Genomic DNA, 13,803 nt, shown 5'->3' on the forward strand with positions numbered 1-13,803 from the left:
ACAAGGCGTTGTAATCCAACAACATAAACAAAAATGACCCTATCCTCATCCCAACTGCGCCGCGCCGCTGCACTTCAGGAAAAAATCGAAGCCATGCAGGACGAGCTTGCAAAGCTTCTTGGCGGCTCCGCCAAGGCCTCCGCCTCCTCCTCTTCTTCGGCTGCTGAAAAGCCCGCCCGGAAGAAGCGCGTCATGTCCGCCGCCGCCCGCAAGGCGATCGCCGATGCCCAACGCCGCCGCTGGGCCAAGCAGAAGGGCGAGGCCTCTGCTGACAAGAAGGCCAAGTAAGTTTCCTCACCCTCTTTAAAGATGAAGGCCCCGGTTCGCGAGAACCGGGGCCTTTCTTTTTGCGGCACAAGTTACTTCACGAACATCGGATCATCCGGATTGCCCTTGCTCAGCAGATAGGCCATCAGGTCCAGAATGTCGTCTTCCTTGAGCATGAAGAGCAGGCCGGGCGGCATCATGCTGATCTTGCTCTCTTCAGTCTTCACGACCTTCTTTGCATCCACATTGGTGAAGTTGTTCGGATCCATCATGTTGGTGCAGACCATCATGGTGTCGCCCTTCATGTTGGCGATGCGGCCGATGACCGTGCTGCCATCCTGAAGCGTGAAAACCGTGCTGCCATACTGGTCGCTGATCTCCTTGCTGGGATTGAGGATGTGCTCCAGCAGATCCCGCGGGCTGTATTTCCCGGCCACGCTGGTCAGGTCAGGCCCCACCGCACCGCCTTCATTGTTGAAGCGGTGGCAGGCAAAGCAGGTGGCGGCACCAAACATGTTGCGCCCGTTGGCAAAGTTGCGGTTCCCCTCCAGGCCCACCCCCAGCGATTTGCTCAGCTCCTCCAGGGTCCACGCTTTCACAAACTGCATCGGTTTCACCGTAAACGACGGCGCCTTGATCTCCGGCTTGGCATCCAGCACATCCTTGATGGCCAGCTTCTCCTCCTCCGTCATTGTGGAGAGCGCGTTCTGCTTGATCTCTCCAATGAACAAATCAAACGAGGCGCCTCCTTTGTAGTTCGCGGCGCGCAGGAACCAGCGGAAGTAATCAGCCCGCAGCTCCTTCGTCCACCCGGTCTTCGCAAACCGCAGAATCCGCGCATAGTCGATCTGCTCCTCCTGAGTCGGCGAGCCATTCACCAGCGGCTCGGCTTTGGCCACGATGCTGCTGTCTCCCAGATACACCAGCACTTCGCACAGGTCCCGGTTCAGCGCCTGGTCGTTCGTGGGAAACAGCGGCGAGAGATGCTTGATGAGCGACTCTTTCGTGGCGGCATCCGGCTCGCCCATCCGCGTGAAAGCCAGCATGTAATCACGGACCAGCGTCACGCGGTCGATGCCCTTGAGCGCCTTCATGTCGATCTTGTTCAGCGCGGCCAGAAGCGGCTGCTGCAAAGCTTTGTCTCCCCCGCTGCTGCGTGCCAGCGCCATGAGTGCGGTCAAAGCCACACGCGGATTGGTTTCATTGAGCGCCTTGTCTTTCCATGAAGCGACAGGCTGATGCTCCACCGCGATCCGGGCGGCGAAGCGCACATTGCGGTCTGTATTTCCCAGAGCAGGCCAGCAATACTCAATGGCCTTGGGATCTTGTTTGCCGTGGAACAACTGGCAGTTGTTGAGCAGGATTGATTTTGAATCAGCCTTGAGCATGGGCAAATTGGAACTCACACTTTCACCACCGGTATAAGTCACACGATAAAGTCCTGACTGCACCTTGCGTCCGCCCACGCTCACATACATCGCGCCATCTTTCTTCGACACCTCAATGTCCGTCAGCGGCAGCGGAGAAGCGCTCATAAACTCCTCGGCGGTGCCGGTGTAGCCACCGCCATTCGGCGAGAGATGCACCGCGTACATTTTTCCATAGCTCCAGTCGCAGATGTACAGCGCCTCCTGGTACTTGGCCGGGAACTTCGCCCCGTAGCCAAAGGCCACGCCTGTGGGCGAGCCGGGGCCGATGTCCACCACGGGCGGCAGGCTGTCCTCCCAGCGCACGGGCCATTTCTTGCTGCAGGTGCGCCAGCCAAACTCCCCGCCGCTCTGCATGAAGCACACACGGGTGGGGCGGTACCAGGGCATCCCGGTGTCCCACTCCATGTCGGCATCAAAGCCAAAAATGGCGCCACTACGGCTCATGGCGATGTCATAGGTGTTGCGGGTGCCGGTGTTCACCAGCTCCCACTTTTTGCCGTCCAGATCCGTACGCGCCAGCCAGCCTCCCGGGGCCAGCACATCGCGCATGAAGCCGCGGCCCAGCAGCATGGGGTAAAGCTGGTCCTCCGACCAGTGCCGTGGCACCAGGCTCGTTTCGCAACTGGGCTCGGGTGTCTGATTGCCGCACATCACATACAGGCTTTTGCCATCTTGCGAGGCGATCACACCATGCGGCCCGTGCTCGCCCGCCTTGCCAGGGAAGGAGCGCAGCAGCTCCACCGTGTCGAACTGATCATCGCCATTGGTGTCCTTGCAGCGGTAGAGGCCGCGCCCCTGATACGCATCATCATTCACCACGCCATACAGCGCCCCCGCATGGTACAGCAGCCCCTGGCAATGTCCAAAGTCGATGCTGAGCTTCTCCACCTTGGTCTCACCCGGGCTGCCCGCCAGCGCCGGCGGGGTGATGCGATACAGCGCCCCATACTGGTCGCTGCAAATCAGCCGCCCTTTGTCATCCTGCGTCATGGACACCCAGGATCCCTCCTGCTCCTTCGGCACGGAGTACAGCAGCTCCACCTTGAAGCCTTTGGCGATTTTGACCTTGTCCGCCGGTGTGGCGTGGTCGGCCAGTTGCGCGAACGATGAAGTCGCGATGAGAAGAGGAACGAGAACGTTTTTCATGGGAGCAGAATGAAAGGCGGATGCTGATGGCTTACTTCATGAGTTCCTTCACCTTGCCTTCGATGGCGTCGGCCCACATCTGGTAGCCCTGCGGGCTGAGGTGCAGGAGGTCGGGCATGATCTCCTTCGGCAGGGTGCCATCGGGTTGCAGGAAGGTGTTGCCGATGTCCATGTAGAAGACGCGTTTGTTGTCCGCAAAACCGGAGATGAGGTTGTTCGTGGCCACGTTCTGCTTGCGCATGGCGTCCTCCTTGGTCGCGCCTCGTGGGAAGATTCCCAGCAGCAGCACTTTCGTCTCCGGCAGCTTCTTGCCCAGGATGTCCAGGATCATCTTCACCCCCTCGGCGGTCTGTTCGGCGCTGCTCGCATACGGCACACCGCCGTGCTCGGCTGCAGGCCGGCTTTGATGTCCCGTGTTGTTCGTGCCGATCATGAGCACCACCAGCTTCGGCTTCAGCCCGTCAAAGTTGCCGTTTTGCAGCCGCCAGATCACATGCTCCGTGCGGTCCCCGCCGATGCCGAAGTTCGCCGCCTTCAGCGGCGCCCATGTTTTATCCCACACTTCCTTGCCATTTTTCGCCCAGCCTGCGGTGATCGAGTCCCCCAGAAACACCAGCTGCGCCTCACCCTTCTTGGAGATTTCGTTGAAGCTTTCGTGAGCCTTCACCCACCCGCCCTCACGCGGCTTGGGATCGATGGCCAGATTCTTGGCCGTTTCAGCAAAGCCGGAAATGGCGACACACAGGGAGGCGAGAAGAAGAGTACAGGATTTCATGGTCAGAGACATGAAATCTGAATGACGAATGCAGAATGTCGAGCCGAGAGAATCGAGACAGACGACCGAAGGGCCCGCAGAGTGGGCGCGGAGAGTCAGCCGACGCATGCAGTTCCCGTCAATCGCCTGGCTGTCTGCTTACGCCTTCAGCGCCCAGTCCAGCAAAGCCTGCGCATCGCGCCACACGCCTTCGCTGCTGTCATTGAGCACCACCACAATCCGCCGGCGTCCGTTGCGCTGACCGGTGGCCACCAGGCAGTAGCCGGCGGCCTCCGTGTAGCCGGTCTTCATGCCGTCGCAGTAGCTGGCGGTCCGTAGCACGCGGTTGGTGTTTGCCAGATCGATGGACTTGCCGTCAGGCTTGGTGAACTTGAAGCTCTGCAGCTTCACGATGGCGCGAATGTCCGGAAGCTTGTCCGCCTCCTTGGCGATCATCGCCAGGTCACGGGCCGTGGAGTAAGGATCCTCGTCAGTCAGCGATGGCAGGCCGTGCGGGTTGACGAAATGCGTGTTCTTCAGGCCGAGCGCCTGCGCACGGGCGTCCATCTTTTCCGCGAAGGCGGCCACGCTCCCCGCATTGTCCCGCGCCAGCGCCTGGGCGATGTCGTTGGAGCTTTTCACCAGCATGGCGGTCAGAAGCTGGCGGCGCGTGTACTGCTCCCCCACCTTCAGGCCGATGCGCACAGGCGCGCACTGCGTGTCCGCAAGTTCAATCGTCACCACCTTGTCCAGATCTCCAGCCTCGACCACCAGCAGCCCGGTCATGATCTTCGTCGTGCTGGCGATCGCTCCGCGCTGATCCGGATTCTTTTCAAACAGCACGTCATCCGTCTCCGGATCAATCACGATGCAGCGTCCCGCATTGATCTGCGGAATGGAGCCGCGGAGATTTTTGATCTCGATCTCCCGCCGCACCTTCTTGGTTTTCTCGATCTCATCGGCAAGCTGTGTCTCCAGCTTCTTTTTGAGCTGCTCCACCGCCGCCTCCCGCGCGGCGATGTCCGCCTTCGCCTGCGCGATCATCTGCTTCTCACCCGAAAATTCCTGCTCGCGTTTGGCGATGGCGGCGGCCTTGGCCTCCACCTCCTCCTCCCGCCATTGCAGTTGCTGCTCACGCTTGGGGTCGCCGCAGCCCGTGATGGAAATGCAGAGAAGACCTGCGAGCGTGGCATGGCGGAGGCGGTGAGACTGGCGGGGGGTGATCATTTAAAGTTCAGCGAGGAGTTCTTTCAGGCGGGCGACGGGCCACTGGCCGGGAGCATTCGAAGCACCAATAAAGCCGTAATTCAACAGGCTGCCACATTTAGCCAGCACCAGCCGCGAAACCCGCCCCCACGGCCCCATGCCCATGACGGAAAGGCGCAGCCGGTGCGTCTCCCCCGCCAGCTTCATCAGGCGTGCCAGGTCATCCTGCGTGTTCAGGTAGGTGGCTATTTTCACGGCATCCAGCCCCGCCTGCTGGGCGAAATTCACCGCCCCGCGCAGCACCTCGTCCGCCGGCGTCGCCTGGAAATCATGAAAGGACCCCACCACCGGCACTCCAGCGGAACGCGCTTTCTGAATCGTGCCCTGCATCTGCGCCGCGCTGCGCAGTTCCAGATCAATGAGCGTGGCAATGTCCAGCAACGGCTCGATCATCGCCGCGCGCGCCGTCGGGTCTTCCGGCGCCTGTCCGCCTTCCGCTGGATGCCGCGCCGTCAGCAGCAGCGGCAGCGTGTTGCCCGTCAGAGCGGCGCGCAGATCCGCCGCTGGCATCTGCAACTGATCCAGCCGCAGCTCGGCCACATCACATAAGTTCGCGCGAGCGGTGGCGTCGATCGACGTAAAATGTTCAAACGCAGCGGCATCCGCCACCACCCCCACCGCCAGAGGCTTGGTGGAGAAAAGCAGGTTTTTAGAGGAAACAAGTTGTGCCATTGGCTAGGCGTAGTATAATTTTAATAATTCTGAATAAAATTCAGCATTCTATCCATCATTATGCTAGGCCGGAAGCAAGAAATCAATTTGCAGCTCACGGAACTGCTCGACAGCGCCCTCCTGGCGTTCTGTCTTTGGTTCGGGCACTTCCTGCGCGCAGATCTGGTGCCGGTCTTCTTTCCTGAGGCGGTTGAGATTCCCACGATGGACAAGTTTTACTGGGTCATCGCAGTCGTGGCGCCCTTCACGCCTATCGTTCTGGAGGCCCGCGGCTTTTACTCAAACATTTACAATAAAACGGCCGGCCGCTCCATCCGCCAGCTCGTGGAGGCCCTGGTCATCATCGGCATGTGCATTGCCTTCTGCATGGTGTTCTTCAAATGGTCGGTGGAAAGCCGCGCCATGGTCGTCTTCTCCGTTGCGCTCGGCGCCCTGTCCCTCCTGCTCCGCGAGGCCTGGCAGCGCGAAATCTTGCGGCGGCAGATGACCTCCGGCAAAGGCCGTGAGCGCGTCATCATCGCCGGCGCCCAGTCCGACCTCGATGCCTTCATGTCCGGCATGACCTCCGTGCAGCGTTCTGAGATCGAAGTGGTGGGCCAGATCGACATCATGCAAAATCCGGTTTCCGACCTCGTCGCCGCCCTGCATGAGCACAGCATCAGCCGCGTGCTCTTTGCCGCGCAGCATGTTCATTTCAGCAAGATCGAGGAGGCCGTGCAGGCCTGCGAGACGGAAGGCGTGGAGGCATGGATCGCCGCGGATTTCTTCCAGACCGCCATCGCCCGCCCCACCTTTGACATGCTGGGCGGACGTCTCATGCTGGTGTTTCATTCCACCCCCCAGGCCTCCTGGGAGCTGCTCTTCAAAAGCATCGTGGACCGCGTCGGCGCGCTCATTCTGCTGCTGTTCTCGCTGCCCCTGTGGGCGGTGGCGGTCATCGGTATCCGCATGGGCTCGCGCGGCCCGGTCTTCTTCAAGCAGGAGCGCGCCGGTCATTACGGCAGGCCCTTCATCATGTGGAAATTCCGCACCATGCACCATGGCGCGGAGACCCAGCGCATGGACCTGGAGTCGCAAAATGAGATGGACGGCCCTGTCTTCAAAATCACCAATGACCCGCGCATCTTCTCCTTCGGCCGCTGGCTGCGCAAAACCAGCATCGATGAGCTTCCCCAGCTCATCAATGTGCTGCGCGGGGAGATGAGCCTCGTCGGTCCGCGCCCCCTGCCCGTCTATGAAATCCAGCGCATCGAAAAGCACGCGCAGCGCCGCCGCCTCAGTGTGAAGCCCGGCCTGACATGCCTCTGGCAGGTCACCGGCCGCAACGGCATCAAAAACTTCGAGGAGTGGGTCGCCCTGGACCTCAAATACATCGACAACTGGTCCTTCTGGCTCGACCTCCGCATCCTCGTGCAGACCCTGCCGGCCGTGATCCGTGGAATAGGCGCAAGCTAAAACATTGCGGCGGCATGCCCGTTTTTGCCGTCTTTCTCAAGGGCTTCATAGCCTGAGACCACGTCAAACAGCTCCTCATCAATCGAGCTCTGGCGCAGACGATGATAGCTGCCATGAAGGCGCTCCAGCAGATCGTCGATGTTCTTCTCCGCCCGCTGCATGGCCGCCAGGCGGCTGGCGTTTTCACTGGCCAGGGATTCGGCGCAGGCTCGGAAGAGCGAGATGAACAAGTATTCGCGGATGAGGGAGCTCAGTGTTGCGGGAAGATCATGGAGCACCTCCGGCAGGATTTTCGTGGGCCACGGCACCTGTGTCAGCTCCTTCTGCCAGATCTCATCCAGCGGCAGCAGGCGCTGGCTCACGGGCTCGTAGAGCGAGCCCGCCTGCGGACGGTTGTGAAAGAGGAAAGCCTCTTCGCAGCCAAGCCGGGCGAGCTGGGCTTCGCTCTGAATTTGGATCTGCGCGATGAGCGGCGTGATGGCCTTGACCGAGCTGGGCACGGAAAAACAGCCCGCCATGGTGAGCCCGGCATCCGCCAGGCGGGCATGGACGCGCTCCCCCACCGCCCACACCTGCGGCCTGCCGGGCAGCGCGGCCAGTGTCTTGATCGCATAGTCGGCAATGATGTCATTGAACTGGCCGACGAGCCCCTGGTCAGAGCCGAACACGATGGCACCGGTCACGCCGGAGCACTTGGAGTTCGGAGGCCGCCTGCTCTCCGCGCTGCGCCCGCCCTGGCGCAGGCAGACGCTCAGGCCCAGCTCCACCGTGCGCCAGTAGTCCGCCAGCGCATGCACCGAATGCTCATACTGGCCGATGCTCGATGCCGCCAGCGCCTTCATCGTGCGCACCACCGACTGCAGATCACCCGCACTGCGGATCTGGCGCTGCAGGCTGGAAATGGTGTCGCTCATGCTTTGCCGAGGGTTTTGGAATTCTCCGCAGGCTGGAAGGATTTCACTGCCTCACGGGCGATGCCGATGATCACCTCGCGGTCTTCATCCCGAAGTTTCTGATCGCTCTCAAATTGAACTGTGATCTCGGGCGGGATGCTGGCGGCGGCGGCCTGCACCGCGTGCTGAGCCTCGGTCATTCGTTCCAGCGCCACCGCATCAAACAGACCGGCAGTAAGGGCCAGCAGCACGGCAATCTGCGCCGGCACGGGCACGGGTGTGCTCTCGGCCTGCTTCAAACAGGCACGGATGCGCCTGCCATGCTCGATGGTCTGGCGCGTGGCCGCATCCAGCCGCGCGCCAAAGCGGGCAAAGGTTTCAAGTTCTTCAAACTGCGCGTAGGCCAGCTTCAGATCTCCCGCCACGGCGCGGTAGGTGGCGCGCTGGGCCTTGCCTCCCACACGGGAGACGGACCTGCCGACATCGACCGCGGGCAGCACGCCAAGCTCAAACAGCGATGGCGAGAGGTAGAGCTGCCCGTCCGTGATGGAGATCAGATTGGTCGGAATATAGGCGGAGATGTTCTGCGCCTCCGTTTCAATGATGGGCAGCGCCGTGAGCGAGCCGCCGCCGCGCTCTTCACAGAGATGGGTGGCGCGTTCGAGCAGACGCGAATGGATGTAGAAGATGTCCCCCGGAAAGGCTTCCCGCCCCGGCGGCCGTCTCAGCAGGAGGGAAAGCTCGCGGTAGGCACGCGCATGCTGCGTGAGGTCGTCATAGACAATGAGCACATCCCTCCCCTGCTCCATGAAATGCTCGGCGATGCTCGTGGCTGCATAGGGGGCAATGAAGGCAAGCCCCGAGGGATCGTTGCCCTCGGTCACCACCACGACAGTGTACTCCAGTGCCCCGTGCTCACGCAGAACCGCGATGCCCTTCGCGACCGCGGACGCACGCTGCCCGATGGCACAGTAAACACACAGCACATCTTTGCCGCGCTGATTGAGAATGGTGTCCAGCGCGATGGCTGTTTTTCCAGTCTGGCGGTCTCCCACGATCAGCTCACGCTGCCCCCGCCCGATGGGGATGAGCGCATCGACCACCTTCAGCCCCGTCTGCAGCGGAACCGTGACGGGAGATCGCTCCATGATGGGCACCGCCGGACGTTCCACCGGAAGGCGCGCAGTGGTGGCGACCGCGCCCAGCCCGTCCAGCGGCCGCCCGAGAGGATCAATGACACGCCCGAGAAGCCCCTCGCCAACAGCCACATCCATCACGCGTCCGGTGCGCCTGACTTCATCCCCCGCGCGGAGATCCGCGTAGTCGCCGAGCAGCACCACGCCGGTTTCATCTTCGTCCAGATTGAAGGCAATGCCGGAGACGCCGCCGGGAAATTCCAGCAGTTCATCAAACCCCACGCCTGGAAGCCCTGAAACTTTGGCGATGCCGGTGGAGACATTCGTGACGGCCCCCACTTCATGCAGCGAGAGCTGCGGCGTCAGGGTTTCGCGCGTCTGCCTCAGGCTCGTGAACAGGCGGTCAAAAACACCGCCCAATGTTTCAGGCGCTGCATTCATGCCGGGCTTGCTTCGTCAGCTTTACCTGCGGGGGTTGCATTTGCCAGGAGTTCACCGACCCCGCGCTCCAAACTGTCCAGATAGCCAGCGATGCTCCACGCCACCTTTTGCCCTCCGGCCCTGAGCTCAATGCCGCTGACCATCCCAGGCGCAGTTTCAAACTTCAGAGGGATGCCGTCAGTAAAAGCTTCGTTAACGGCCTGCTGCAGGATGCCGCGCTGCACCGGTGGAAGTTCAAACGCGCTGCGGATGAGCGCTGGCTCCGCGGAGTTTTTCAGCGCTTTGGCCAGGCTGCCTCGCACTGCATCATCCATCGCCCGCAGACGGCTGGCAAACACCTCCGCCACCCGGGTCTCCAGGCTCACGCCGGCCAGATCCATCAGTGTCTTTCTGGCGATGGCAAACACCTCCTCCTGGGTCCGGCGGACAATCGAGTCATGCAGATTCTTCGCCTCGCTGCGCAGCAGTTCATCGCGTCGCACGCTCAGCGCATCCGCAGCCTGACGCGCCTCCTCGATCAATCGCCGGCGTTCCGCCTTCGCATCCTCGGCAGCTTTGTCCAGCATGCCGGCTCGCTGCTGGTCGAACTCCGCGTTCTTGCGCTGGAACTCCTCCTTCTCCCGCACAGCGGCCGCCTCCCGGCTGTCAGCATCGGCGATCTGCGCGGCAATGCGCTTCTCCCGTGCATCAATGGCACGCAGCACGGGCTGGTAGAGGTAGCGCTTCATCACCCACACAAGGATGAGGAAATTCAGCGTCTGGGCGACGACGGTGAACCAGTCGATGAGCATGGCTTTACCTGGCGACGGTTTGCGTGATGAAATGATTCCAGAACGGATTGGCAAAGATCAGGATCATCGAGACCACAAAGCAGTAGATGGCCGTGGACTCGATCATGGCGAGGCCGACGAACAACGTGCGCGTGATGGTGGCGGAGGCGTCCGGCTGCTGGGCCAGTGATGTCAGCGCGGTGGCAACTGACCTGCCTTCGGCAAAGGCAGGCCCCATGCAGCCGAAGCCGGTGGTGAGCCCGGCGGTGACGATGGAGGCGATGGCTATGAGGGTGGTGTCATCCATGGTGGGTGCGGTGGTTAAGTTGTGGCGGGTGGCTTCTCTTCGTGAGTGCTCATGGCGGCCGCGATGTAAACCGCGGCCAGAATGCTGAAGATGTAGGCCTGCACCATGCCCGTGAGCAGACCCAGCAGGATCATCAGAATGGGAAAGAGAAAAGGGGTGATCGTCAGCAGAATGGCCAGGATCATCGCGCCGCTCATCATGTTGCCAAACAACCGCACGGCCAGCGCCAGCGTGCGTGAGATCTCGCTGATGATGTTGAACGGCAGCATCACCACCGTGGGCTCCATGTAGGACTTGAGATAGCCGGCAACGCCTTGGTCCGAGATGCCGTACATCGGCACCGCAATCAGCACACACAGCGCCAGCGCCGCCGTGGTGGAAAGCGAGCCCGTGGGCGGTTCATACCCCGGAATGACCGTGCACAGCGCGGCCGTGGCCACGAACAGAAACAAGGTGCCGAGAAAGCCGATGAACTTCTCCGGCTGCCGCAGCCCCACATCCTTGATCTGCTGCTGCATCGCCGTGACGATGATCTCCAGCAAATTCTGCCAGCGCGAACGCTGGTGCGCGGTGGTGAGATGGCGCGTGATGAGCTTTGCCCCCGCCGCCAGCAGCAGCATGATGCCCCAGGTGAAAACAATGGTGCCGTTGAGCTTGAACCAGCCGTACTGCCAGAAAAGCATCTCATCAGGACTCAGACGCATGGCGCTCCTCCTTGGGTTTGCCGCGTGTCAGCCAGGTGACGGCCAGACGCGCGATGATGAATCCCGCCAGACAAACCAGCAGGCGCTGCCACTGGCCGTTTGAGACCCAGTAGAAGCCCCCCAGCACCAGCCCCATGCGCAGAACCGCGCTGCCCAGAAACAGCGTGGCGGGATGGGGCGAGCTGAGGCCTTTGCGGACGGTCCACCACAGGCCGCCGTAAAAAATCGCACCGAGCAGCAGGCCCGCCGCCAGACAAAGCGCTGCAGGAAGCGGGTCATTCATCATCGTTTTCCTCCTTCTTTTTCTGTTCCTCGCCCATGGCCTTGTCCTCTTTGTCGATCCAGCGCCAGGCGTTCGCGCAGCCCAGCACCAGTCCGGCCACCAGCAGCGCCAGCGTCCAGGAATGCGTCCCAGGGTGGTGCTTGTCCAGCCACAGGCCCAGCGCCGCCCCCAGCAGCGTGGGCACCACCACGGACCAGCCCACCAGCCCCATCATGCCCAGGCCAAACCACACCGGAGAGGTGGAATGACGCCGCGCCCGGAGCTTGCGCGTCGCCTTCACACCCACCCGCTCGGCCAGCGTGGGTTCGCCTTGGGTGTCAGGGGCTGGAGGCTGCTTACGCATGTTTGAAATTGGCAAATCGCCGCAGGAATCCGGTTTCCAGTTTCGCCATCACGGAGCGCGCGCTGCGCTCTTCTTCATCCAGTTCCAGAAACTCCTTCTCCACCGACTCGCGCAGCTGCCTCAGGTCGCGTCCGGCCATCGCACGGCGCACAGACACCAGCACATCAGGCCCTGTCTTCACCACCACGCCCTCATCCACCGCCACATAAGCCTCCCCCTCTGCCTCCGTCTCATAGACCAGAATGCCGGGACACAGCGCGGCCACGCAGTCCTGCCGCTGCGGAAGCATTCCGAACGACCCCTCCCGCGTCTCCGCGACGATGCGCTTCACACCGGTTTGATCGGCGAAAACTTGGAACGGCAGCAGGATCTTCAAGTTCATGAATCGTGCCCGGTCTTCGCCTCCGGTTGAGCTTTCAGCTTCTCCTTCGCCTCATCGATCGTCCCGATCATGTAGAGCGCGCTTTCGGGGTGGTCTTTAAACTCATCGTTCAAGATGCGCTCGCATCCATCCAGTGCGTCCGCCAGGCTGACGAGCCTGCCGGAGTGGCCGGTGAACTGCTCGGTGGTAAAAAACGGCTGCGTGAGAAAGCGTTCCAGCCGGCGCGCACGCGCCACCACATGGCGGTCCTCCGGCGAGAGCTGCTCCAGCCCCAGCATGGCGATGATGTCCTTCAAATCCGCGTACTGCGCCAGCGTGCGGCGGATGTCCTGCGCCAGCCGGTAGTGCCGCTCTCCCACGATGCCCGGTGTCGCCATCTTCGAGCTCGACTGCAGCGGATCGATCGCCGGAAACAGCCCTTCGCTCGCACGCTTGCGCGAGAGCACCACCGAGGCGGACAGATGCGAGAAAGTGTGCACCGCCGCCGGATCGGTGAAATCATCCGCGGGGACATACACCGCCTGGATCGAAGTGATCGCCCCAGTGTCCGTGTTGGCGATGCGCTCCTCCAGCCCGGAGAGCTCCGTGCCCATGGTGGGCTGGTAGCCCAGACGCGCGGGCATCTGCCCCATCAGACCAGAGATTTCCATGCCCGCCTGGATGAAGCGAAAAATATTGTCCATCAGCAGCAGCACATCGCGGTGCTCGTCATCTCGGAAGTACTCCGCCATCGTCAGCGCAGCGTGCCCCACGCGGAAGCGGCTGCCGGGCGGCTCGTTCATCTGGCCAAAGACCATCACCATGTTCGGCAGCACACCGGCCTCCTTCATGTCGCGGTAAAGCTCCTCGCCTTCGCGGCAGCGCTCGCCGATCCCGCAGAAGATGCTCACGCCTTCCTGATGGCCCACCATGTTGTGGATCATCTCGGAGAGCAGCACCGTCTTGCCCACACCGGCGCCGCCAAAAAGCCCCGCCTTGCCGCCACGCTCCAGCGGCACCAGCACATCGATCACCTTGATGCCCGTCTCAAAGATCTCGGACTTCGTGGAGCGTCGTGCCAGCGCAGGTGGTGCGCGGTGCACCGGCCGCCACTTCACATCCGCCGGCGGCGTCTGCCGGTCGATCACATTTCCAAACACATCAAACATGCGCGAAAGCAGCGCCTTGCCCACCGGGGCTTTCAGAGGGCCGCCCGTATCCTTCACCTGCATGCCACGCGCCAGCCCCTGTGTCGGTGTCAATGCGATGCCACGCACATGCCGCGCGTCACGCTGCGCCAGCACCTCGATGATGATTTCTCCCTCCGCGCCCGCATGCAGCAGCGTGTGAATCGGCGGCAGATGATGATCAAAGCGCACGTCCACCACGCTGCCACGCACGGCGGTGACCACTCCCGGCTCTGAAGAGGCGTGCTCTTCCTCTGCTGGAGGGTGAAGGTCCAAAGCCGGCGCGTTCATTCGTATCTTTGATTCTTGTCCGAGGCTCAATGATCGTTCCCTCTTGTGTGCCCGCAATGGCATGCCACGCGCATATTATGTCCTGACAGTTAGGCCC

General features: G+C 61.8%; 15 protein-coding genes. 2 read left to right on the forward strand and 13 right to left on the reverse strand.

Annotated features, from left to right (window positions below):
• Nucleotides 1-33 precede the first annotated feature (33 nt).
• Nucleotides 34-288 (forward strand): hypothetical protein, encoded by a 255-nt coding sequence (locus ACILSQ_RS07115; protein ID WP_395742897.1) that lies wholly within the window; start codon nt 34-36, stop codon nt 286-288.
• Between the two features lie 71 nt (nt 289-359).
• Here ACILSQ_RS07115 and ACILSQ_RS07120 read toward each other — a convergent pair whose 3' ends face one another.
• The 4 genes from ACILSQ_RS07120 to ACILSQ_RS07135 form a co-directional block, all read right to left on the reverse strand.
• Nucleotides 360-2,843, reverse strand: a complete 2,484-nt coding sequence (locus ACILSQ_RS07120) for a c-type cytochrome (RefSeq protein ID WP_395742898.1) — start codon at nt 2,841-2,843, stop codon at nt 360-362.
• Between the two features lie 31 nt (nt 2,844-2,874).
• Nucleotides 2,875-3,618, reverse strand: a complete 744-nt coding sequence (locus ACILSQ_RS07125) for a platelet-activating factor acetylhydrolase IB subunit (protein ID WP_395742899.1) — start codon at nt 3,616-3,618, stop codon at nt 2,875-2,877.
• A gap of 138 nt (nt 3,619-3,756) precedes the next feature.
• Nucleotides 3,757-4,824: a D-alanyl-D-alanine carboxypeptidase family protein gene (locus ACILSQ_RS07130; RefSeq protein WP_395742900.1), complete on the reverse strand. Its 1,068-nt coding sequence runs from the start codon at nt 4,822-4,824 to the stop codon at nt 3,757-3,759.
• A complete protein-coding gene (locus ACILSQ_RS07135) occupies nt 4,825-5,535 on the reverse strand; it encodes a type I 3-dehydroquinate dehydratase (RefSeq protein ID WP_395742901.1) in 711 nt (236 codons plus the stop codon).
• Nucleotides 5,536-5,595: 60 nt separating this feature from the next.
• On the opposite strand from ACILSQ_RS07135, the gene ACILSQ_RS07140 reads away from it, so the two are divergent.
• Nucleotides 5,596-6,990 (forward strand): sugar transferase, encoded by a 1,395-nt coding sequence (locus tag ACILSQ_RS07140; protein WP_395742902.1) that lies wholly within the window; start codon nt 5,596-5,598, stop codon nt 6,988-6,990.
• On the opposite strand, the gene ACILSQ_RS07145 is transcribed toward ACILSQ_RS07140, so the two are convergent.
• From ACILSQ_RS07145 to atpD, 9 genes are read right to left on the reverse strand one after another with little or no spacing between them, the layout of a single operon-like run.
• Nucleotides 6,987-7,904 (reverse strand): F0F1 ATP synthase subunit gamma, encoded by a 918-nt coding sequence (locus ACILSQ_RS07145; RefSeq protein WP_395742903.1) that lies wholly within the window; start codon nt 7,902-7,904, stop codon nt 6,987-6,989. The two genes, ACILSQ_RS07140 and ACILSQ_RS07145, sit on opposite strands and share 4 nt — an antisense overlap.
• Nucleotides 7,901-9,460 carry an alternate F1F0 ATPase, F1 subunit alpha gene (locus tag ACILSQ_RS07150; protein ID WP_395742904.1) on the reverse strand — a complete coding sequence of 520 codons (1,560 nt, stop codon included), beginning with the start codon at nt 9,458-9,460 and terminating at the stop codon, nt 7,901-7,903. The genes ACILSQ_RS07145 and ACILSQ_RS07150 overlap by 4 nt, the downstream gene beginning before the upstream one ends.
• Nucleotides 9,457-10,251 carry a F0F1 ATP synthase subunit B gene (locus tag ACILSQ_RS07155; RefSeq protein WP_395742905.1) on the reverse strand — a complete coding sequence of 265 codons (795 nt, stop codon included), beginning with the start codon at nt 10,249-10,251 and terminating at the stop codon, nt 9,457-9,459. The genes ACILSQ_RS07150 and ACILSQ_RS07155 overlap by 4 nt, the downstream gene beginning before the upstream one ends.
• 4 nt (nt 10,252-10,255) lie before the next feature.
• Nucleotides 10,256-10,537 (reverse strand): F0F1 ATP synthase subunit C, encoded by a 282-nt coding sequence (locus ACILSQ_RS07160; protein ID WP_395742906.1) that lies wholly within the window; start codon nt 10,535-10,537, stop codon nt 10,256-10,258.
• Between the two features lie 14 nt (nt 10,538-10,551).
• Nucleotides 10,552-11,241 (reverse strand): F0F1 ATP synthase subunit A, encoded by a 690-nt coding sequence (locus tag ACILSQ_RS07165; RefSeq protein WP_395742907.1) that lies wholly within the window; start codon nt 11,239-11,241, stop codon nt 10,552-10,554.
• Nucleotides 11,225-11,524 carry an ATP synthase subunit I gene (locus ACILSQ_RS07170; protein WP_395742908.1) on the reverse strand — a complete coding sequence of 100 codons (300 nt, stop codon included), beginning with the start codon at nt 11,522-11,524 and terminating at the stop codon, nt 11,225-11,227. The genes ACILSQ_RS07165 and ACILSQ_RS07170 overlap by 17 nt, the downstream gene beginning before the upstream one ends.
• A complete protein-coding gene (locus tag ACILSQ_RS07175; protein WP_395742909.1) occupies nt 11,517-11,867 on the reverse strand; it encodes an AtpZ/AtpI family protein in 351 nt (116 codons plus the stop codon). Before ACILSQ_RS07175 ends, ACILSQ_RS07170 begins: the two co-directional genes overlap by 8 nt.
• Nucleotides 11,860-12,249, reverse strand: a complete 390-nt coding sequence (locus tag ACILSQ_RS07180; protein WP_395742910.1) for a F0F1 ATP synthase subunit epsilon — start codon at nt 12,247-12,249, stop codon at nt 11,860-11,862. The genes ACILSQ_RS07175 and ACILSQ_RS07180 overlap by 8 nt, the downstream gene beginning before the upstream one ends.
• Nucleotides 12,246-13,706, reverse strand: a complete 1,461-nt coding sequence (atpD, locus tag ACILSQ_RS07185; RefSeq protein WP_395742911.1) for a F0F1 ATP synthase subunit beta — start codon at nt 13,704-13,706, stop codon at nt 12,246-12,248. Before atpD ends, ACILSQ_RS07180 begins: the two co-directional genes overlap by 4 nt.
• Between the last annotated feature and the right edge of the window lie 97 nt (nt 13,707-13,803).

Origin of the sequence: Prosthecobacter sp., assembly GCF_044227185.1 — a bacterium.
GTDB lineage: Bacteria > Verrucomicrobiota > Verrucomicrobiia > Verrucomicrobiales > Verrucomicrobiaceae > Prosthecobacter.